General features: G+C 75.0%; 19 protein-coding genes. 10 read left to right on the top strand and 9 right to left on the bottom strand.

All coding sequences use genetic code 11. The features are described from left to right. Nucleotides 1-6: 6 nt before the first annotated feature. Nucleotides 7-1,095, bottom strand: a complete 1,089-nt coding sequence (locus ABZ807_RS27025; RefSeq protein WP_357163678.1) for a uroporphyrinogen-III synthase — start codon at nt 1,093-1,095, stop codon at nt 7-9. A gap of 161 nt (nt 1,096-1,256) precedes the next feature. On the opposite strand from ABZ807_RS27025, the gene ABZ807_RS27020 reads away from it, so the two are divergent. From ABZ807_RS27020 to glmM, 6 genes are all read left to right on the top strand, one after another. Further along, nucleotides 1,257-1,958: a class I SAM-dependent methyltransferase gene (locus ABZ807_RS27020; protein WP_357163676.1), complete on the top strand. Its 702-nt coding sequence runs from the start codon at nt 1,257-1,259 to the stop codon at nt 1,956-1,958. Between the two features lie 176 nt (nt 1,959-2,134). Then, nucleotides 2,135-2,392, top strand: a complete 258-nt coding sequence (locus ABZ807_RS27015; protein ID WP_357163673.1) for a DUF6364 family protein — start codon at nt 2,135-2,137, stop codon at nt 2,390-2,392. Then, a complete protein-coding gene (locus ABZ807_RS27010) occupies nt 2,382-2,675 on the top strand; it encodes a type II toxin-antitoxin system PemK/MazF family toxin (protein WP_357163670.1) in 294 nt (97 codons plus the stop codon). Before ABZ807_RS27015 ends, ABZ807_RS27010 begins: the two co-directional genes overlap by 11 nt. Before the next feature lie 260 nt (nt 2,676-2,935). Further along, nucleotides 2,936-3,379: a 50S ribosomal protein L13 gene (gene rplM, locus ABZ807_RS27005; protein ID WP_089005245.1), complete on the top strand. Its 444-nt coding sequence runs from the start codon at nt 2,936-2,938 to the stop codon at nt 3,377-3,379. A gap of 20 nt (nt 3,380-3,399) precedes the next feature. Then, nucleotides 3,400-3,864, top strand: coding sequence for a 30S ribosomal protein S9 (gene rpsI / locus ABZ807_RS27000; protein WP_088998399.1), 465 nt, complete (start codon nt 3,400-3,402; stop codon nt 3,862-3,864). 112 nt (nt 3,865-3,976) lie between these two features. Further along, entirely contained in the window at nt 3,977-5,332 is a 1,356-nt protein-coding gene (gene glmM / locus ABZ807_RS26995) for a phosphoglucosamine mutase (protein ID WP_357163665.1), read from the top strand. 19 nt (nt 5,333-5,351) lie between these two features. Here glmM and ABZ807_RS26990 read toward each other — a convergent pair whose 3' ends face one another. Together ABZ807_RS26990 and ABZ807_RS26985 are read right to left on the bottom strand one after the other, a co-directional pair. Continuing rightward, the gene (locus tag ABZ807_RS26990; protein WP_357163662.1) at nt 5,352-6,098 is read right to left on the bottom strand and encodes an ABC transporter ATP-binding protein; all 747 of its coding nucleotides are present in this window, start codon (nt 6,096-6,098) and stop codon (nt 5,352-5,354) included. Between the two features lie 2 nt (nt 6,099-6,100). Next, nucleotides 6,101-8,935, bottom strand: a complete 2,835-nt coding sequence (locus ABZ807_RS26985; RefSeq protein WP_357163659.1) for an FtsX-like permease family protein — start codon at nt 8,933-8,935, stop codon at nt 6,101-6,103. Between the two features lie 98 nt (nt 8,936-9,033). On the opposite strand from ABZ807_RS26985, the gene ABZ807_RS26980 reads away from it, so the two are divergent. Further along, entirely contained in the window at nt 9,034-9,807 is a 774-nt protein-coding gene (locus ABZ807_RS26980) for a helix-turn-helix transcriptional regulator (protein ID WP_357163656.1), read from the top strand. 96 nt (nt 9,808-9,903) lie between these two features. On the opposite strand, the gene ABZ807_RS26975 is transcribed toward ABZ807_RS26980, so the two are convergent. The 4 genes from ABZ807_RS26975 to ABZ807_RS26960 are packed head-to-tail and all read right to left on the bottom strand — an operon-like array spanning nt 9,904 to nt 13,062. Continuing rightward, nucleotides 9,904-10,584 carry a beta-eliminating lyase-related protein gene (locus ABZ807_RS26975; RefSeq protein ID WP_357163721.1) on the bottom strand — a complete coding sequence of 227 codons (681 nt, stop codon included), beginning with the start codon at nt 10,582-10,584 and terminating at the stop codon, nt 9,904-9,906. 3 nt (nt 10,585-10,587) lie between these two features. Next, nucleotides 10,588-10,719, bottom strand: coding sequence for a hypothetical protein (locus tag ABZ807_RS26970; protein WP_357163653.1), 132 nt, complete (start codon nt 10,717-10,719; stop codon nt 10,588-10,590). After that, on the bottom strand, nt 10,719-11,912 hold the full coding sequence (locus tag ABZ807_RS26965) for a pyridoxal phosphate-dependent aminotransferase (protein ID WP_357163650.1): 1,194 nt from the start codon (nt 11,910-11,912) through the stop codon (nt 10,719-10,721). The genes ABZ807_RS26970 and ABZ807_RS26965 overlap by 1 nt, the downstream gene beginning before the upstream one ends. 31 nt (nt 11,913-11,943) lie before the next feature. After that, complete coding sequence (locus tag ABZ807_RS26960; protein ID WP_357163647.1) at nt 11,944-13,062, bottom strand: MmpS family transport accessory protein; 1,119 nt, start codon at nt 13,060-13,062, stop codon at nt 11,944-11,946. Nucleotides 13,063-13,304: 242 nt separating this feature from the next. On the opposite strand from ABZ807_RS26960, the gene glmS reads away from it, so the two are divergent. Further along, nucleotides 13,305-15,218 carry a glutamine--fructose-6-phosphate transaminase (isomerizing) gene (glmS, locus tag ABZ807_RS26955; protein ID WP_357163644.1) on the top strand — a complete coding sequence of 638 codons (1,914 nt, stop codon included), beginning with the start codon at nt 13,305-13,307 and terminating at the stop codon, nt 15,216-15,218. A gap of 90 nt (nt 15,219-15,308) precedes the next feature. Here the strand turns inward: glmS and ABZ807_RS26950 are convergent, their stop codons facing one another. Beyond that, nucleotides 15,309-16,943 carry an alpha/beta hydrolase gene (locus ABZ807_RS26950; RefSeq protein ID WP_357163641.1) on the bottom strand — a complete coding sequence of 545 codons (1,635 nt, stop codon included), beginning with the start codon at nt 16,941-16,943 and terminating at the stop codon, nt 15,309-15,311. Then, entirely contained in the window at nt 16,940-17,236 is a 297-nt protein-coding gene (locus tag ABZ807_RS26945) for a hypothetical protein (RefSeq protein ID WP_357163638.1), read from the bottom strand. Before ABZ807_RS26945 ends, ABZ807_RS26950 begins: the two co-directional genes overlap by 4 nt. A 172-nt stretch (nt 17,237-17,408) precedes the next feature. Here ABZ807_RS26945 and ABZ807_RS26940 point away from each other — a divergent pair, with 172 nt between their 5' ends. Together ABZ807_RS26940 and ABZ807_RS26935 are read left to right on the top strand one after the other, a co-directional pair. Then, a complete protein-coding gene (locus ABZ807_RS26940) occupies nt 17,409-17,777 on the top strand; it encodes a holo-ACP synthase (RefSeq protein ID WP_357163635.1) in 369 nt (122 codons plus the stop codon). Nucleotides 17,778-17,834: 57 nt separating this feature from the next. Then, nucleotides 17,835-19,307 carry an NAD(P)H-hydrate dehydratase gene (locus ABZ807_RS26935; protein ID WP_357163632.1) on the top strand — a complete coding sequence of 491 codons (1,473 nt, stop codon included), beginning with the start codon at nt 17,835-17,837 and terminating at the stop codon, nt 19,305-19,307. Nucleotides 19,308-19,399 lie beyond the last annotated feature (92 nt).

The following is a 19,399-nucleotide window of genomic DNA, read 5'->3' as shown; positions in this document are numbered from 1 at the left end:
TCCGGGTCAGTCGACCCGGAGGCGGTAACCCCGCTTGACCACGGTCTGCACCACGCGGGGTGCCCGGAGCCCGGCCCGCAGCCGGGCCACCGCCATCTCCACCGCGTGCTCGTCCGCGCCCCGGGGCAGGGTGCGCAGCAGCGCCGTGCGGGACAGCACCCGGCCGGGCGACGCGGCCAGCGCCCGCAGCACCGTCATCGGGGCCGGCGCGAGCGGCCGCAGCTCGCCGTCGACCACGGCCGCGTGCCCGCGCAGGGTCAGCAGGTGCCCGGCGGCCTTGACGGTCACCGTACGCCGGGGCAGCTCGTCGACGATCTGCCGGACCAGCGCCCCGAGGCGGGCCCGGGCGGGTGCGCTGACCGGGACCCCCCGGCGGACCAGCGGTGCCGCGGTGACGGCGCCGACGCAGCTGGCCAGTACCTCCCCGCGCAGCGCCTCCAGCACCGTCTCGGCACGGTCACCGGCCGCCCGCAGCAGCGCCTCCGCCGCTGGCGCCGAGGTGAAGGTGACGGCGTCGACCAGCCGGCCGGCGACCAGGTCGATGAGCCGGTGCAGCGGTGCCGGGTCGGTGGGCGGCGCCCAGCGGTAGACCGGCACCTCGATGACGATGGCCCCGGCAGCCTCCAGCGCCTCGGTGCACTCCGGCTGCCGGTCGCCGTGCAGCTGCACGGCGACGACCTGACCGGCCACCCCGCGCTCGCGCAGGTGGTCGACCACCTCGTCGCAGCTCTCCGAGTCCGGCGACCACCGGTGGTGCAGGCCGGCGGCCCGGATCGCGCCCCGCGCCTTCGGCCCCCGGGCCACCACGTACGACCGGGAGAGCACCGACCGCAGCGGTCCGGCGAGCCCCCAGCCCTCGGCCGCCTCCAGCCAGCCGCGCATCCCGATGCCGGTGTTCGCCATCAGGACGTCCGGCGGCCGGTCCAGGCAGGCGCGGGTCGCCTCGCGCAGGTCGCTGTCGTCGGCCAGCGGCACGATCCGCAGGGCCGGGGCGAGCACCACCCGGGCGCCCCGCCGTCGCAGTAGCGCGGCCAGCTCGTCGCGCCGCCGGTCGGCGGTGACCCCGATGGTGAAGCCGGCCAGTTCGTCCCGCATCACTCCTCCTATGCCCGAGAAGCGTGCCGCCGGGCGGTTTCCGCGCCGGGTCCCTTCTGTTTCGGTCCTGTCAAGAGCGACGCACACCCGCGCGGGGGCACGCGACCGATCCGCAGGGTCTATGATGTGAGACGACTTTCTTGAAATATGGGAGGCGTGGCATGAGCGTGACGGCGGCCTTCGACGCGGTGGCGGGCAGCTACGACCAGGCCCGGCGACGCCTGGTGCCCCGCTTCGACGACTTCTACGGCACCGCGGTCGAGGTGGCCGCCCCGCCGCTGCGGACGGCGCTGGCGTCGGGGCGTACCCCCGAGGTGCTGGACCTGGGCGCGGGGACCGGGCTGCTCTCCCTGCTGCTCACCGCGGCGGTGCCCGGGGTGCGGGTGACCCTGCTCGACGGCGCGTCGCGGATGCTCGCGGTCGCCGCCGAGGGCCTGGCCGCCCGCGGGGTGGCCCACCGCACGGTCGTCGGCGACCTCACCGACCCGCTCCCCGCCGGCCGGTACGACGCGGTCGTCTCCGCCCTGGCCATCCACCACCTGGACGACGAGGGCAAGCGCACGCTCTACCGCCGGGCGGCGGCGGTGCTGCTGCCGGGTGGGGTCTTCGTCAACGCCGAGCAGGTGGCCGGCCCCACCCCCGAGTTGGACCGCCGCTACGACGAGGTCTGGGTCGCCCAGGCCGGCGCGCTCGGCTCCGACGACGCGGAGATCGCCGCCGCCCGGGAGCGGATGCGGCACGACCGGCCGGCGCCCGTGGCCGACCAGTGCGGCTGGCTGGTCGAGGCCGGCCTGGTCGACGTCGACTGCTTCTTCAAGGCGTGGCGGTTCGCAGTGTTCGGGGGTCGGTGCGCGTCCGCCTGATCTCACCGGCTCCAGTCGACCCGGGCTCGGCCGCTCACGGCGGGTCGCGGTAGCCAGGTGCGGGGAGCCCGCGACCCGCCGCAGAGCGCGATCACCCGGGTTGGTGGTTTGACCGCTTCGGCGACCGGCGCGAAGCGGGATGACTAGTGGTCATACCACTGGGTAATCTCGGCGGCATGACTGCCAAGGTGACCCTGTCGTTCTCCGACGAGACGATCGAGGAGGCACGCCGGTTCGCCAAGCGCGAGGGGCTGTCGCTCTCCGCCTGGATGGACCAGGCGGCCCGGGAGAAGGCGCTGCGCGAGGTCTTCACCGCGCACGCCGCCGCGGTCGGCCGGGCCGGGCTCGACCTCGAGGCCGCCGCGCTCGCCGACGCCCGGGAGGTCGACATGGTCGACGACGCGCTCTTCGGCGGACGTCCACGTGCTGCGTAGGGGCGAGATCTGGCGGATCGAGGGCGCCCGGGAACGGTTCGGGCTGGTGATCAGCACCGACGTCTACAACTCCACCGACGTGCCGATCGTGATCGTGGCCGAGGTGGTCGAGACGGCGCTGCTGCGGGACTCCCCGCTGGCCGTGCCGATGGGCGGGTACGTGGTGATGCCCGACCGGCTCTCCTCCCCGATGAAGAAGTGGTTCACCGAGTGCGTCGACGTCGCCGACACCGAGACCATGCAGCGGGTGGGGCGAGCGCTGCGCATCCTGCAGCAGCTCTGACCGCCTCACCTTCGCGCTGACCTGAGCGGTCTGCCCGCGGTCGGGGCCGCGCCGGCGGTCCGGCGCGTGAGCTGCGTCATTGTGGCGTCCCCGGCCATGCGGGGTGACCCCCCGTTTTGACCTGGCGACGGGGCGGCGAGTATCGTTGCCTGCTGTTGTACGACATCCAGAGGCGTGCCGCATCAGGTACGCTTGGTCGTTCGTGCGCGCTGGTCACCTCGGCGCGCGACCCCAGACCGACGACGAGACAAGGTAGACCTGTGCGTACGTACAGCCCGAAGCCGGGTGAGATCGAGCGTCAGTGGCACGTTATCGACGCCTCTGATGTCGTGCTGGGCCGCCTGGCCACCCACGCCGCCACGCTGCTGCGCGGCAAGCACAAGCCGACTTTCGCGCCGCACGTCGACACGGGCGACTTCGTCGTCATCGTGAACGCGGGCAAGGTCGCGCTGACCGGCAACAAGCGCCAGCAGAAGATCGCCTACCGCCACTCCGGTTACCCGGGTGGTCTGAAGCAGGTCGGCTACGACGAGCTGCTGACCAAGCGTCCCGAGCGGGCCATCGAGCTGGCCGTGAAGGGGATGCTCCCGCACAACAAGCTCGGCCGTCAGCTGATCAAGAAGCTGAAGGTCTACGCCGGTGCCGAGCACCCGCACGGCGCGCAGCAGCCGGTGCCGTTCGAGATCAAGCAGATCGCGCAGTGAGCGCGGGCGAAGGAAGCAGCATGACCGACATCACCGAGACCGAGGTCGCCCCCGAGGCCACCGAGGCGCCGGCGCCCGTCGCCCGCGCGCCCCGCGGCGACCGCCCGATCCAGACCGTGGGTCGGCGCAAGGAGGCCATCGTCCGGGTGCGCATCGTCCCCGGCAGCGGCAAGATCACCTGCAACGGCCGCGACCTCGAGGCCTACTTCCCGAGCAAGGTGCACCAGCAGCTCATCAAGGACCCGCTGGTCACCGCCGAGAAGCCCGAGGCGTTCGACGTCATCGCCAACCTGCGCGGCGGCGGCACCACCGGCCAGGCCGGTGCGCTGCGGCTGGCCATCGCCCGGGCGCTGATCGTCAACGAGCCGGACGACCGCCCGGCCCTGAAGAAGGCCGGCTTCCTGACCCGGGACGCCCGGGTCAAGGAGAGCAAGAAGTACGGCCTCAAGAAGGCCCGTAAGGCTCCTCAGTACTCGAAGCGCTGATCATCAGCGGCACGTTGTACTTCTGACGGACGGCCGGGCCACCTCCCCCACACGGGAGGTGGCCCGGCCGTTCGCCTTTTCCCTGGGACCGTTTTATCGGAGGTTGGCGGGTATGGGCCGGTTGTTCGGCACGGACGGCGTACGCGGGCGGGCGAACGCGGATCTCACGCCCGAGTTGGCGCTCGCGGTGGCGGTGGCCGCCGCGCACACGCTGGCCGAGTCGGACAAGACTCATCCCCCGCTGGCCGTGGTGGGCCGGGACACCCGGGCCAGCGGTGAGATGCTGGAAGCGGCCGTGGTCGCCGGCCTCACCAGCGCCGGGGCCAACGTGGTCCGGGTCGGCGTGCTGCCGACCCCGGCGGTCGCGTTCCTCACCGCCGAGGCCAAGGCCGACCTGGGCGTGATGCTCTCCGCGTCGCACAACCCGATGCCGGACAACGGGATCAAGCTCTTCGCCGCCGGCGGGCACAAGCTGCCGGACGAGATCGAGATGCGGATCGAGGCGGCCGTCGAGGCGAACGCCACCACCGCCTGGGACCGGCCGGTGGGGGCCGGCGTCGGCCGGGTGCACGACCTGCTCGACGGCGCCGACCACTACGTACAGCACCTGGTCGGCACCGTGCCGCGCCGGCTGGACGGGATCAAGGTGGTGGTGGACTGCGCCAACGGCGCCGCCGCCGACGTGGCCCCGGTGGCGTACCGGGAGGCGGGCGCCGAGGTGATCGCCATCCACGCCGAGCCGGACGGGCTCAACATCAACGACGACTGCGGTTCCAACCACCTCGACGGGCTGCGCGCCGCCGTCGTCGAGCACGGCGCCCACCTGGGTATCGCGCACGACGGCGACGCCGACCGGTGCGTCGCGGTGACCGCCGACGGCGACGAGGTCGACGGCGACCAGGTGATGGCGATCCTCGCCCTCGCCATGCGGGAGGCCGGCACGCTCGCCCAGGACACCCTGGTCGCGACCGTGATGAGCAACCTCGGGCTGCGCCTGGCGATGTCCGCGGAGGGCATCCGACTGGTCGAGACCAAGGTCGGCGACCGGTACGTCCTGGAGGAGCTGCGCGCCTCCGGCCTCGCCCTCGGCGGCGAGCAGAGCGGTCACATCGTCATGCCGGCGCACTCCACCACCGGCGACGGCGTGCTCACCGGGCTGCACCTGATGTCGCGGCTGGCCGCCACCGGCCGGTCGCTGGCCGAGCTGGCCTCGGTGGTGACCAAGCTGCCGCAGGTGCTGATCAACGTGCCGGTCGGTGACCGTACCGTCGGCGCGACCGCGCCCGCCGTCCGGGCCGAGGTGGAGCGCGCCGAGGCCGAACTGGGCGAGACCGGACGGGTGCTGCTGCGCCCGTCCGGCACCGAGCCGCTGGTCCGGGTGATGGTGGAGGCCGCCACCGAGGCGACCGCCCGGTCCGTCGCGGAGCGGATCGCCGAGCAGGTACGGTCCGCCAGCCCGACCGCCTGACGGGAGCCGGCCGGCCGGTCTACAGGCGCAGTCGGGCGGCGCGGTCGAAGGTGTCGGCCGGGTCCTCGCCGTCGGTGAGGTCGAGGTCATCCACGATCCGTCCGTCGCCGAGCCGGACCAGCCGGTCGCACCGGGCGGCGATGGCCCGTTCGTGGGTGGCCAGCAGGATCGTCATCCCGTGCCGGTCCCGCAGGTCCAGCAGCAGGTCGAGGATCTGGCCGCCGGTGGCCGAGTCGAGGTTGCCGGTCGGCTCGTCGGCGAGCAGCAGCCGGGGCGCGCCCATCAGCGCCCGGGCGATGGCGACCCGCTGCTGCTGGCCGCCGGAGAGCTGCGCAGGCAGCGCCCGTTCCCGCCCGGCCAGGCCGACCGCGTCGAGCAGCTCGCGGGCCCGGGCAGCGTGGTCCGCCCGGCCGCGGCGCGGCAGCATCGGCGCGATGACGTTGTCCAGCACGGTCAGCGCGGGCAGCAGGTGGTAGCGCTGGAAGACGAAGCCGACCCGCTGCCGGTACCGGGCCAGAGACGCCCGGCGCAGTGCGGTGACCTCGACGTCGTCCACTGTCACGGTGCCCTGGTCGGCCTGTTCGATGGCGCCGATCATGTGCAGCAGCGTCGACTTGCCGGAACCGCTGGGCCCGGTCAGTGCCACGACGGAGCCGGCGGTGATCTCCAGTGTCACGTCGTCGATCGCGGTGAGCCGCTCGGTGCCGGTGCGGAACTGACGGACCAGGCCGGCGGTCCGGACCGTGCTGCCCGTGGTCGCGTCCATGGTCACTCCTCTGCGAGTAGTCGTGCGGTCGGGAGGCGGCGCAGCAGCGCGGCCGGGACGAGCGCGGCCACCGAGGTGACCAGCACCCCGGTCAGCGCCACGGCGGCGGCGACCAGGACGAGCGCCGGCGGCAGGTCACCGATCAGCCACGCCGCGCCGCCCAGGCCCAGCGCCGCTCCGGCGAGCGCGCCGAGCGTGCCGAGCAGGAGACCCTCGTACCCGATCAGGCGGCCCAGTGCGCCGTCCGTCCAGCCCACCGCGCGCAGCGTCGCCAGCTCGGCCGCCCTGTCGCGGATGTTCAGGTAGAGCACGTCGGCCACCGCGGCGGCGCCGAGGAGCACCGTCGCGACTGCGGCCATGGTGTCCGCACCGCGCACGCTCAACGACACGGTGTCCCCGAGCAGGCTGCCGACGATCGCGCCGCGGAAGGCATACGCGGCGGCGGTGACCAGGGTCAGCGCGGCCACCCCGATGGCCAGCGCGCCCGCGCCGAGCAGGGTGCGCCCGGGGGTGCGCACCAGGTTCACCAGGGCCAGGCCGGGCAGGGTGCGAGGTCGGCGTATCCATCGGGCCGTGGCCACCGGCGGGCGCAGCGCGGCGGCCGGGTGGGCGCGCGCCGCCCGCAGCGCCGGCGCCAGGCCCGCGACCAGCGCCAGCAGCAGGGCCACCGGTACGGCGAGCAGCGCCCGCCGCCAGTCGATCCCGATGCCCAGCGCGGCGCCGAGCGGGAACGCCAGCCCGAACGAGAGTAGCCCGGCGGCCAGACCCAGCGTGGCGACCTCGCCGAGGATCAGTGCGCCGATCCGCCGGGCCGGCCAGCCCAGGCAGGCGAGCACCGCCAGCTCCGGCCGACGGTCCCGGACCGCGGCGGAGACCGCGTTGCCGAGGAAGAGCACGCAGACCACCAGTACCAGCACGAAGAGCGCGACGCTCTTCCGGTCGACCGCCTTCGTGATCACCGAGGCCACCCCGAGCGCGGACCAGTTCTCGGTCAGTCGCAGCTCGGGCCGGCCGAACGAGCCGGCCGGCAGCTCCACGGTCTGCGGCGCCGGGGAGGAGCCGAGGGTGATGTCGACGTCGAGGCCGGTGACACGGTTGATCTGCTCGGCGATCAGCCGGACCCGCTCGGCGGAGCGTTCGCTGTAGCCGTCGACGTCGGCCACCCGCACCCGGATCGCGCTGATCGGGGCCTTGAGCTGCGGGGTGGTGCCGCCTTTGAGCAGCTTCGGCACGCTGGCCAGGTTGGTGAGCAGCAGCGGCGGCGTGGAGAGGTAGCCGGCCGGGTTGCCGCTCGGCTCCAGCGGCTTCCCGCCGAGCGCGGTGCGGCTGCGCTCGTCGGCAGCCTCGGCCCGCGGCGGCTCGTACGTCTCCAGCGGCACCTTGCCCAGGTCGCTGAACCCGATCAGCTTCTCCGGGTCGAACACGCCCACCGCCCGCCACTGCCGGAATGGAGTGATCGCCCCGCCGGCGGGGAGCGGGATGCGCCGCAGCGAGCGCGCGCCAACGTCCTCGGTGAGCCAGGGACGGGGGAGCCAGCTGAACTCGCGTTCGGTACCGAAGACCTCCGGGCTGGCCGGTGGTACCGCGCCAGCGCGCAGAACATCGCCCGGCGACCGCTTGTACGCCACCGCGCCGGGTTGCGTGACGATCTGGAGCTGACCGAAGCAGCACCCGCCCTGGCCGGAGACGCCCTCCGCGAGCTGGGCTCGGTAACCGTCGGTCAGCTCCGCCCGCACCGATCCGGCCGGTGTGCCGGGAGCCCGGCGGAGGCTCTCCTCCAGGTCTTCGCCGGGCAGCCCGGCCGGCCGGGCGTCGGGCAGCCGGGTGAACGCGGCCCGCAACTCCCCGTCGAGGTAGGGACGGTTGGTGGCGAGTACCGGAACGTCGCGGTTGAGGGCGGTGCCGCGCATGGTCTCGGTCACCGTGTCGTCGGGACGTAACGGACGGCCGTCGACCACCGTGTCGTCGAGACCGACCAGTCGCTGTTCCGCGTCGGGGTCCACGGCGGCGAGCAGGAACGGCACGGTCAGTGGTTCGGTCAGCGCCAGCCGCTCGGCGGTCGCCGTCGGGGCGTCCCCGTTCCGGGCGAGGACGCCGTTCTCCGCCTCGAACCGGCCGTCGGGCAGCAGCCGGACCGGGGTGACGCTCCAGTTGTCGCGTTCCGACATCGAGCCGCGGTTGCCGAGCAGGCCGCCGCGTTGCGGGTCGCAGACCGGCCGGCTGCTGCCGTCCGGCTGCACCTCGCGGACCACCATTCCGCAGACGTCCTCGAGGGAGTAGGTCCGGCCGTCGGTGTACCGGACGGAATCCCGCATGTTCTCGTCGAAGACGGGATGGATCAGCGGCAGCGTGGTCACGTACACGTACCGGGGCTTGCCCGACGCGGTGGACAGGCCGCGTTCGGCGACGTAGGTGGGGTCGATCCGGATCACCTGCCGGTCCAGCGAGCGGTCGACGGCGTCGGTGAGATCGAGCCGCATCGGCACCGACGACGTCGAGTAGCCGAGCATCGCGATCGGGGCGGCCACGTCCACCCCGGCGACGGCCTTCACCTGGTCGTACTGGTCGGAGGTGATGCCGCCGTAGAGGCCGGAGAGGTAGTTGGGCCGGACCAGCCCCCGCTCGGCCTCCAGGGGGGTGCGCGTCCCGTTCGGACGGACGAGGATGTCGTACGCGGCACGGGTGTTCCGCTCGACAGTGCCGGTGACGTCCAGGCGGGATGTGGTGGTGGCGCCGGTCAGGACGACGAAACCGGTGGTCGCCACCAGTACGCCGGCCAGCAGCGCCACCGACCGCCCAGCACGGCCGCGTAGCTGCCCCCAGATGAAACGGACCATGTCGCGCCTCCCCGTGTGCTGACCACACTCTGCGCGATACATTGTGACAATGCAAGACCCGTCCGGGTGGACGCGTCCGGACCGGACAGGAGGAGACGGTGGCAATTCAGCACGCGGTCCTGGCCCTGCTCGCCCGCGGCCCCAGCCACGGCTACCAGCTGAAGGGCGCCTTCGAGGAGGCGGTGGGCCCGCAGTGGGGCCCGCTGAACATTGGGCATCTCTACCAGATCCTCGACCGGCTCTCCCGGGACGGCCTGGTGGTTTCCGAGCGGCAGACCCAGCCGGTCAAGCCCGACCGGGTGGTCTACGAGATCACCGCCGACGGCCGGGCGGAGCTGGACCGGTGGCTCGGCGAACCCAGCCCCCGCAGCGGCGGCTTCCGGGACGACTTCTTCCTCAAGGTCACCGCCGCGGCCAGCTCCGGGGAGGCGGCGACGGTGCGGACCGTGCTCGGCAACCAGCGTGGGCACCTGATGCGCGAACTGCGCAACCTCGACGGGCTGCGGCGCCGTGCCGAGGACCCGGTCGTCGGCCTGCTGCTCGCCGCCGCCGGCCGGCACGTCGAGGCGGACCTCGCCTTCGTCGACGACGCCGAGTTGGTGCTGCTCGCCGACGGCGGCGCGCTGCTCGCCACACTCGCCGCCGACCGGTCGCCGGCCGCCCCGCCGAACGAAGGCCGGGCCGCCCCGCCGAACGAAGGCCGGGCCGCCCCGCCGACCGAAGGCCGGGCCGCCCCGCCGACCGAAGGCCGGGCCGCCCCGCCGACCGAAGGCCGGGCCGCCCCGCCGACCGCAGGCCGGGCCGCCCCGCCGAACGAAGGCCGGGCCGCCCCGCCGACCGGGAACGGCGGACCGGCCCGCGCCGCCGGCTGACCGGGCTGACGCCGCCGACCGACCAGCGCGACGGCTCCCGGCCGACCAGCCGCGACCGCTCCCGGCCGACCAGGCCCGACCGTCGCCGCCGGTGGCTCAGGCCGTCGCCGCGGTCCGGCGCAGGAAGCGCTCGCCCAGCTCCACGACCTGCGCCGCGTCGAACTCCAGGGCCGGGCCGGCCACCGTCACCTCGGCCATCGCCAGCCCCGGCACCTCGGTGTCCTGCCAGCCGCCGACGAACCACGCCTTCTCCTCCTCGGCGAGGGCGAGGTTGGCGTCGTTCAGCGCGCCGGCCGGATGCGGCAGCCACAGCCGGAACTGGTGGGTGTGCAGGTGGACGGTGGACTCCCATAGCCGGGCGCCGTCGAGGTGCACCCGGGCACCCCGGTCGCGGGCCGTCCCGACCACCGCCACCAGCTCGTCCCAGGTCGGCAGCACGAAACCGGCGTCGGGCAGCGGCAGCTCGAGCAGCAGGGTGCCGATCGGCTCGTCGAGCGCGGCCACCTCCTCGCCGGTGGGGTTGCGCGGGGCCGGCGTGGTGAGCACCGCCCGCAGCCCGCCGAGCACCGCGTACGCGTCCCGCTCGTGCAGCAGCGGGTGGCTCAGCGGGTGCAGGCCGACCGCGTTGCGGCCGGTCAGCTCCGCGCCGTACCGCATGGCGACCTGCTGCGCCATCGTGCCGCTGGGGAAGAAGACCGCCGCCTCCGTACCGAGCAGGTCGGCCACCCGGCGCTCCACCGCCTCGACCGCGCCGCCCTCGCCGTAGAAGTCCGGCAGCAGCTAGTCGGGGGCGGCGGCCCGGATGGCGTCGAGCTGCTCGGCGACCGAGGGTGGCCGGGCCCCGGAGAGCACGGTGGCGCAGCCGCGCAGCGCGGTGAGCCGGCGGACCCGGTCGGCGTACCCGTCGGTCATCACCGCTCCTTCAGCCGGCGCAGCCGGGTGACCGCCTCGGTCAGCACCTCCGGACGCTTGCAGAAGGCGAACCGGACCAGCCGCCGGCCCGCCTCCGGGTCGTCGTAGAAGACCTGCGTGGGCACCGCCACCACGCCGCAGCGCTCGGGCAGCGACCGGCAGAACTCCACCCCGTCCCGCCCGCCCAGCGCGGTGACGTCGGCGGTGACGAAGTACGTCCCCTCCGGGGTCAGCGCGTCGAAGCCCGCGTCGGTCAGCCCGGCGACGAGCTGGTCCCGGCGCTGCCGCATGCCGTCGCGGAAGTCGGTGAAATAGGCGTCCGGCAGGGCCAGCGCCACGGCGACCGCCGGTTGCAGCGGCGCCGCGTTGACGAAGGTGAGGAACTGCTTTACCCGCAGCACCGCCGAGACCAGCGGGGCCGGGCCGCTCACCCAGCCGACCTTCCAGCCCGTGCAGGAGAAGGTCTTGCCCGCCGACGAGATGCGCAGCGTCCGCTCCCGCATCCCGGGCAGCGTGGCCAGCGGCACGTGCGGCGCGGCGGCGTCGGGGAAGACCAGGTGCTCGTACACCTCGTCGGTGACCGCGTACGCGCCGTGCTCCTGGCAGAGCTCGGCGACCAGGGCCAGCTCGTCGGGGGTGAACACCTTGCCGGTCGGGTTGTGCGGAGAGTTGAGCAGCACCAGCCGGGTCCGCGGGCCGAACGCGGCGCGCAGCGCCGCCGGGTCGAAGGCGTACCGGCCGTCGTCGCCGGGACGCAGCGTCACCGGCCGCCGCACCGCGCCGGCCAGCGCGATGGAGGCCGCGTACGAGTCGTAGTACGGCTCGAAGCAGACCACCTCGTCGCCCGGCTCGCAGAGGGCGAGGATGCTGGCGGCGACCGCCTCGGTGGCGCCGGCGGTGACCACGATCTCGCCGTCCGGGTCGTACTCGAGACCGTGGAAGCGGCGCTGGTGGTCGGCGACGGCCCGGCGCAGCGCGGGGATGCCCGGGCCCGGCGGGTACTGGTTCTGCCCGGTGCGCAGCGCTTCGGCCGCCGCGGCCAGCATCTCCGGCGGGCCGTCGCTGTCCGGGAAGCCCTGCCCGAGGTTGACCGCGCCGGTGCGGACGGCCAACGCGGACATCTCGGCGAAGATCGTGGTGCCGAACGGACGCATCCGGGCCACGAGCGGGTCGACATCGGTGGGTGTCGTCACGACGCCCACCCTACGGGTCGCGCCGCCGTGCTCACCGGCCCGCGCAGGTCACCTGCCAGCCCCAGCCGTCCACCGAGTCGGTCACCGGTGGGCGGCCGGCCACGGTGGTGGAACAGCTGATCGACCTTCCGTCGTCGTCGGTATTGCTGGCGATGAGGATCACCCGGTTCTGGTCGTCGGTGCGGATCTTCTTCCTCCAGGGCAGCTTCACCCGGTCGAGCCGGATGAAGTCGCCGTTGGCGTCGTAGTACTGGATGTCCGCCGGGCCCTGGCCGGTCACCTCGTAGGTGACGGCGTAACTGCCCCGACCGCTGGACGGGGTGGCGGCCGGTGCCGAGGGCTGGACGGGCGGGGGCGGGGTCCACGTCGACTCCGGGATGTCCTCGTCGTAGTACGGGTCGTCGTAGTACGGGTCCTCGGCCACCGGCTCGGGCGCGTACCGGTCGAACATCATGCCGCCCGCAACCAGGCAGCCGCAGATCCCGAGGGTGAGCACCGTGACGAGGGCGATGACGATCCCCGCGATCCGCCGTCCGTTGGTCGGGGCGGGCGCTGGGGGATACCCGGGGTGGGCGTAGGGCGGCGGGTAGCCGGGCGGTGGCCAGCCGGCGGACGGTGTGCCGGGGCCGGGCTGCGTGCCGTGCGGGCCGGTCGGGAAGCCGTACGGGCCGGTGGGGAAGCCGTGCGGGCCGGTCGGCAGGCCGGTCGGCCCGGCCGGGAGGCGGTGCGGGCCTCCGGGCGCTGCTGGCCGGGGCGAGGGTGGCGAGGCCGTCTCCGCTGGCCCGGCCGTCCCCTCCGTCGCGGCGGTCCCGCCCGCCCCTGGCGTTCCCGTCGGCGTCGGCGGCGTGGCGGGCGGTGCCCACCTGTCCGGGTCGGCCGAAGAGGACGGCGGCGCCCCAGGGGTGGCGGACGAGGGCGGCGCCCACGGGCTCGGCGCAGCCCAGGGCTGCGGCCCGGCCAGCGGGTCCGGCGGGGTCCAGGCGTACGGCGAGGAGGCCGGCGGGTCCGGCGGGGTCCAGGGGTACGGCGAGGAGGCCGGCGGCGCGGGCGGGTCGGCCGGGGTGGGGCCCGCGCCGCCCGTCGGGGCCGATGGTTCGGGAGTCTGCGGGCCGGGCTGGGACGGCTCGGGAGACGGGGACGCGTCGGGCATGTCTGCTCCGGAACGGGGGAGAGGGAACGGGACGAACGGGCCGTCCCAGGGACGTGCCGGATCCGCCGAGAGACTGTCGTACCGGGGACGGGCCCGCAACCCCGTCGGGTCGCCGGGCGGGTTCGCCGGGCGGGGAGGTTTGTCCGGGCGCCGCCCGACGCTCGCCGATCGCTCAAATTCAGTGATTGTTTACCCGACTTCCGAGCACACGCGATGAGCGAAACTGGGTTAGGCTGCGGACCATGTGTGGAATCGTGGGTTACGCCGGCTCCCGCCCGGCGCTCGGCATCGTGCTCGACGGACTGCGGCGGCTGGAGTACCGCGGCTACGACTCGGCCGGCGTGGCGATCGTCTGCGACGACGAACTGCTGATCGAGAAGAAGGCCGGCAAGCTGGCCAACCTGGAGAAGGTCCTCTCCGAGCGCGCCGCCAGCAACCCCGAGGACTGCGCCGCCAGCCCGATCGGCATCGGCGACGGCACCACCGGCATCGGGCACACCCGCTGGGCCACCCACGGCGGCCCCACCGACCGCAACGCTCACCCGCACCTGGCCCCCGACGGCCGGGTCGCCGTGATCCACAACGGCATCATCGAGAACTTCGCGAAGCTCCGGGCCGAGCTGGAGGCCGACGGCGTCCAGTTCACCAGCGACACCGACACCGAGTGCGCCGCCCACCTGCTGGCGGCGGCGCTGGCCGACCTGCGCCGGGCCGGCGAGGCCGACAGCCCGCAGCTGCTGGCCTCGGCCATGCGGGTCGTTTGCCAGCGGCTGGAGGGCGCCTTCACCCTGCTGGCCGTCGACGCCGGCGTCCCCGGCGCGGTGGTCGGCGCCCGGCGCAACTCGCCGCTGGTCGTCGGCCGCGGCGACGGGGAGAACTACCTGGCCAGCGACGTGGCCGCGTTCATCGAGCACACCCGTGAGGCGGTCGAGCTGGGCCAGGACCAGATCGTCCTGATCACCCGCGACAGCATCGAGATCACCGACTTCGCCGGCCAGCCCGCCACCGGCAAGGACTTCCACATCGACTGGGACTCCTCGGCCGCGGAGAAGGGCGGCTACGACTGGTTCATGCTCAAGGAGATCGAGGAGCAGCCGCAGGCGATCGCCGACACGCTGCTCGGCCGGCTCACCGAGACCGGTGAGATCGCCCTCGACGAGGTCCGCCTCAGCGACCAGGACCTGCGCGACGTCGACAAGATCTTCATCGTGGCCTGCGGCACGGCGTACCACTCCGGTCTGGTCGCCAAGTACGCCATCGAGCACTGGACCCGGATCCCGTGCGAGGTCGAACTGGCCAGCGAGTTCCGCTACCGCGACCCGGTCCTCGACCGGTCCACGCTGATCGTGGTGATCTCGCAGTCCGGCGAGACCATGGACACCCTGATGGCGCTGCGCCACGCCAAGGAGCAGAAGGCCCGGGTGCTGGCCATCTGCAACACCAACGGCTCGACCATCCCGCGCGAGTCGGACGCGGTGCTCTACACCCACGGCGGGCCGGAGATCGCCGTCGCCTCCACCAAGGCGTTCCTCACCCAGCTCGTCGCCTGCTACCTGATCGGCCTGCACCTGGCCCAGGTGCGCGGGATCAAGTTCGCCGACGAGGTGGGCGCGGTGGTGTCCCAGCTCCAGGAGATGCCGGGCAAGCTGCGCGAGCTACTGGACCGGATCGAGCCGGTCCGCGAGCTGGCCCGGGAGCTGAAGTCCGAACCGACCGTGCTCTTCATCGGCCGGCACGTCGGCTACCCGGTCGCCCTGGAGGGCGCGCTCAAGCTCAAGGAGCTGGCGTACATGCACGCCGAGGGCTTCGCCGCCGGCGAGCTCAAGCACGGCCCGATCGCGCTGATCGACAAGGGCACCCCGGTGATCTGCATCGTGCCGTCGCCGGTCGGCCGGGGCATGCTGCACGACAAGGTCGTCTCCAACATCCAGGAGGTGCGCGCCCGGGGCGCCCGCACCATCGTCATCGCCGAGGAGGGCGACGAGGCGGTCGTCCGCTACGCCGACCATCTGATCTACGTGCCGCGTACGCCGACCCTGCTGGCCCCGCTGGTCACCACCGTGCCGCTCCAGGTGCTCGCCGCCGAGATCGCCGCGGCCCGGGGGCACGACGTGGACCAGCCGCGCAACCTGGCGAAGTCGGTCACCGTGGAGTGACCGGACGGAAACGTCCACCGGGCCCCGCCCGCCGTGACCACGGCCGGCGGGGCCCGCTGCTTCCGGTCGGACGGCGCGAGCCGGAGCCGGTCACCGGCCGAGCACGATCCGAGCCATCCCGTCCAGCGCCGGATTGCCGGCCTCCCAGTAACCGGTGTGGCCGTACCGGCCGCTGGGAAAGGTGCGCCCGCCGAAGCCCGGGTCGCTGGGATCGTGGCCGAACCACAGCTCGTGGTCGTCCGGGCGGAGCAGCGAGACCGCCGTGGCCAGCGGCGACGTGGCGAGCACCGCCCGGCCGGCCAGCTGCCCGGGCGGCTCGACCAGCCGGATCACGTCGTCGGGCGCGGTGCTCGCCCAGACCCGCTCCGGCGGCAGGCGCAGCGCCTCGGCCCGGTCCACCCCGACCCCGGGTGAGCCCACGAAGACCAGGGCGTCCGCGTCGAGACCGTGGTCCCGGGCGGCGGCGCCCACCACCACCGACCCGTAACTGTGCCCCAGCACCGTCTGCCGGGCCGGCGGGCCCTCGTGGGTCTCGCGCAGCCCCTGCTGGAAGCGGTGCAGCGCCGGCCCGGCGTCCCGGGCCTGGGCGGACCGGGCCGCCTCGGGCAGGAAGTCCGGCGCGTCGAAGTCCAGCCAGAGCACCGCCGCGGTCTCCCGCCCGGGCGCGATGCCGGCGCACCGGGACAGCACCCGCCCGGCCCGGCCCAGCTCGCCCGGGGCGTCGGCGAGGTCGGCGGTCATCCCCGGCACGTAGGTCAGCACCTGGTCGGCGCGGTCCGGGTTGCCCAGCGCCACGATCGCCCGCCCGTCCCCGGCCGGATCCAGCCCCAGCAGGTACGCCCGGGGCGGCTCGGCCGCCGACAGTCGCCCGGCGAGCCCGTCGAGGTCGGCCAGCGCCGCGTCAACCCGGCGCAGCCCGGCCCGCACCGCCGGCCCGGACGCCAGCCGGCCGAGCAGGTCCCGCCGCTCGGCGAGCAGCGCCTCCCGCCGGTCGGCGAGCAGCAGCCGGTTGGCCTGGTCCCGAGCCGCGACCGGCACGCCGTCGAGGTGACCGACCCGGCCCGGCTCGTGCAGCACCAGCCAGCGGCGCTGGGCCGGGGTGAGGCCCGCCCACCAGGCGCGGACGGCCGACGGATCGGCGTCGGCCGCCGGGCGGCCCGGCGGTGGTGGATCGGCCCAGCCGGCGTGGGTCGCCGAGGCCAGCTCGTCCAGGCGGGTGGCGGCCTCCCGGTCCGCCGCGTCGGCCAGCGCCAGCGCGTTCCGCACCCCGCCGGCCACCTGGCCAACCGCCGCCCGGCTGGCGACCGGGCGAGGAAAGGCCCCCGACTCCGGGCCGGTCCACGCTTCCCGCCCGGGCGGGATGGCCAGCACGGGAGCGGCGCTGACCCCGCCGCGGCGGTCGACGAGCACACCACTGCGGTCGGCCAGCGCCACTGCCTCCGCCAGCCGGGCCTTTGCCGCCCGGAGCCGGCCGGCGAACTCGGCGAGCACCTGGTCGGCCTCGATCAGGGCGGGCAGCAGCCCGCCCAGCTCGCCCCGGAGCGCGCCGAGCCGACCGTCGGCCGCCCCGGCGGCCCCACCCGACCAGCCGGTGCGCAGGGCCGCGGCCCGGTCGGCCAGCGCCGCCCGGCGGCGCCGCACCGGGTCGGCCAGCCCGGACCAGGCCGCCCCGGCCTCGCTCCACCGGCCGGGGGCGGCGCGCCAGAGCTGCGCGTACCCGGTCACCGGGGGAGCCCGGCGAGCCGTCCGGCCGCCCGGTCGTCGGCGGCGTCGTACCCGTCGGCCGCCGCGCGCAGCGCCGAGCCGGCCTCCGCCACCCGCGCGCCGAGCGCGCCGTGCCAGTCGTGCACCGCGGACTCCAGCCGGGCCAGCGCCGTCGCGGCCCGCCACTCGGTTGCCGCCAGCACCAGCCCCGGCACCCCGATCAAACCGTGGGCCAGCGCGTACGCCTCGTCGGCGAGCCCGTCCGCCACCTCGCGCAGCACCCCGGGCCGCACCTCCAACGGCTCCCCGTCCACCCCACGCCCCCTCCGTTCGCCGAGACGACGTCGACGCTAGGCAGCGCCACGGGTCACCGGTAGGCCCTGTGGACGGCGGGCGGTGGTCGTACCCGAGGGTTTTCCACAGGCGTTGCCCACAGCCGAGCCGGGCAGCTAATCTGCCGCCTCCCCCGCCGGTAGGGTGGGCTTCGTGATCGTCGCGGTCGGCATCGACGTCGTGCTGGTGGACCGGTTCGCCCGGGCCCTCGCCCGCACCCCGCTGCTCGCCGACCGGCTCTTCACCGAGGCGGAGCGGTACACCCGCTCCGGCAACCCGCGCTCCCCGGAGTCGATGGCCGCCCGGTTCGCCGCCAAGGAGGCGGTAGCCAAGGCGCTCGGTGCCCCGGGCGGCCTGAGCTGGCACGACTGCGAGATCGTGCCGGACCCGGACGGCCGTCCGTGGCTGACCGTCTCCGGCACGGTGGCCGCCGCCGCCGTCGAGCGCGGGATCAACCGCTGGCATCTCTCGCTGTCCCACGACGGCGGGATCGCCTCGGCCATGGTGGTCGCGGAACGCTGATCGGCCGGCGGGCCGCCCGGGTCCGCCCGCAGGGGTGACGGATGGGACTCAGGTGGCATGAAAGCGGTGTGGCGGGTCGCGGACGTACGCGCGGCGGAGGCCGGCCTGATGGCCACCCTCCCGCCCGGGACGCTGATGAAGCGGGCCGCGGCCGGGCTGGCCCGCCGTTGCGCGCTGCTCCTCGCCGACCGGGGCGGGGTGTACGGCGCGCGGGTCCTGCTGCTGGTCGGCACCGGCGACAACGGCGGCGACGCGCTCTACGCCGGGGCGCTGCTGGCCCGGCGCGGCGTCGCCGTGTCGGCCCTGCTGCTGGCCCCCGGCAGGGCGCACGGCGAGGGGGTGGCGGCGCTGCGCGCCGCCGGTGGCCGGCTGGTCGACCGGCCCCCGGCCACGATCGACCTGGTGCTCGACGGCATCGTCGGGATCGGCGGCGCCGGCGGGCTGCGGGAGACCGCCGAGCAGCTCGCGGCCAGCCTGGTCCGGCACTGCGGGCGCGACGGCGCGCGGGCGACCGTGGTCGCGGTGGACGTGCCGAGCGGGGTGGCGGTGGACACCGGGCACGTGCCGCTGACCGCCTCCGGCCGGCCCAGCGCGGTGCCCGCCGACGTGACGGTGGCCTTCGGGGCGCTCAAGCCGGCTCTGGTGGTCGGGCCGGCCGCCGCCCTCGCCGGGCAGGTGGAGCTGGTCGACATCGGGCTGGAGCCGTGGCTGCGCGGGTCACCGGCGCTGCGGGTGACCGAGTGGTCGGACGTCGTCGACTGGTGGCCGCGGCTCGGCCCGGCCGCGGAGAAGTACCGCCGGGGCGTGGTCGGGGTGGCGACCGGGTCGGCGACGTACCCGGGCGCGGGGGTGCTCTCGGTGGGCGGTGCCCTGGCCGGGCCGACCGGCATGATCCGCTACGCCGGCGGGGCCCGGGCGGAGGTGCTGCACCAGCACCCGTCGGTGATCGCCACCGGCCGGGTCGCCGACGCCGGTCGGGTCCAGGCCTGGGTCTGCGGCTCCGGCCTGGGCACCGGTGAGGAGGCCGCCAGCGAGCTGCGCGCGGTGCTCTCCGCGCCGGTGCCGGTGGTGCTCGACGCGGACGCGCTCACCCTGCTGGTGGACGGCTCACTGGCCGACCGGCTGCGCAACCGGGACGCGCCGATCGTCATCACCCCGCACGACCGCGAGTTCACCCGGCTCTGCGGGGAGGAGCCGGGTGCCGACCGGGTCTCCGCCGCGCTGCGGCTGGCCGCCTGGATGAACGCGACGGTCCTGCTCAAGGGGGACCGCACGGTGATCGGCACGCCGGACGGCCGGGCGTACGTCAACCCGACCGGCACCCCCACGCTGGCCACCGGGGGCACCGGGGACGTGCTGGCCGGGCTGCTCGGCTCGCTGCTCGCCGCCGGGCTGGCCCCGGAGCGGGCGGCGGCGACGGCCGCGTACCTGCACGGGTTGGCCGGGCGGGAGGCGGCCCGGAGCGGCCCGGTGAGCGCACCCGACGTGGCGGCCGCCCTGCGCCCGGTGCTGGCCCCGCTGGTGGACTGAGCCGGCGACCGCACCGCCCCGGCCTGTGGCGCGTCGCCGACGCCGGCCGTGCCCCGGGCGGGAGCGCCTGCCGGGTGATCACCCGGCAAGTA

The sequence above is a fragment of the Micromonospora sp. NPDC047548 genome, from assembly GCF_040642975.1.
Classification (GTDB): domain Bacteria; phylum Actinomycetota; class Actinomycetes; order Mycobacteriales; family Micromonosporaceae; genus Micromonospora.
The sequence above is the reverse complement of the archived record's forward strand: the minus strand, read 5'-3'. Positions and strand labels throughout refer to the sequence as shown.

Bases quoted from the DNA above. Each gene is read 5' to 3' on its own strand.
- ABZ807_RS27020 (WP_357163676.1), top strand. From the start codon at position 1,257: ATGAGCGTGACGGCGGCCTTCGACGCGGTGGCGGGCAGCTACGACCAG.
- glmM (WP_357163665.1), top strand. From the start codon at position 3,977: ATGGGCCGGTTGTTCGGCACGGACGGCGTACGCGGGCGGGCGAACGCG.
- ABZ807_RS27015 (WP_357163673.1), top strand. From the start codon at position 2,135: ATGACTGCCAAGGTGACCCTGTCGTTCTCCGACGAGACGATCGAGGAG.
- ABZ807_RS26935 (WP_357163632.1), top strand. From the start codon at position 17,835: ATGAAAGCGGTGTGGCGGGTCGCGGACGTACGCGCGGCGGAGGCCGGC.
- glmS (WP_357163644.1), top strand. From the start codon at position 13,305: ATGTGTGGAATCGTGGGTTACGCCGGCTCCCGCCCGGCGCTCGGCATC.
- ABZ807_RS26990 (WP_357163662.1), bottom strand. From the start codon at position 6,098: ATGGACGCGACCACGGGCAGCACGGTCCGGACCGCCGGCCTGGTCCGT.
- ABZ807_RS26985 (WP_357163659.1), bottom strand. From the start codon at position 8,935: ATGGTCCGTTTCATCTGGGGGCAGCTACGCGGCCGTGCTGGGCGGTCG.
- ABZ807_RS27025 (WP_357163678.1), bottom strand. From the start codon at position 1,095: ATGCGGGACGAACTGGCCGGCTTCACCATCGGGGTCACCGCCGACCGG.
- ABZ807_RS26960 (WP_357163647.1), bottom strand. From the start codon at position 13,062: ATGCCCGACGCGTCCCCGTCTCCCGAGCCGTCCCAGCCCGGCCCGCAG.
- rpsI (WP_088998399.1), top strand. From the start codon at position 3,400: ATGACCGACATCACCGAGACCGAGGTCGCCCCCGAGGCCACCGAGGCG.
- ABZ807_RS26970 (WP_357163653.1), bottom strand. From the start codon at position 10,719: ATGACCGACGGGTACGCCGACCGGGTCCGCCGGCTCACCGCGCTGCGC.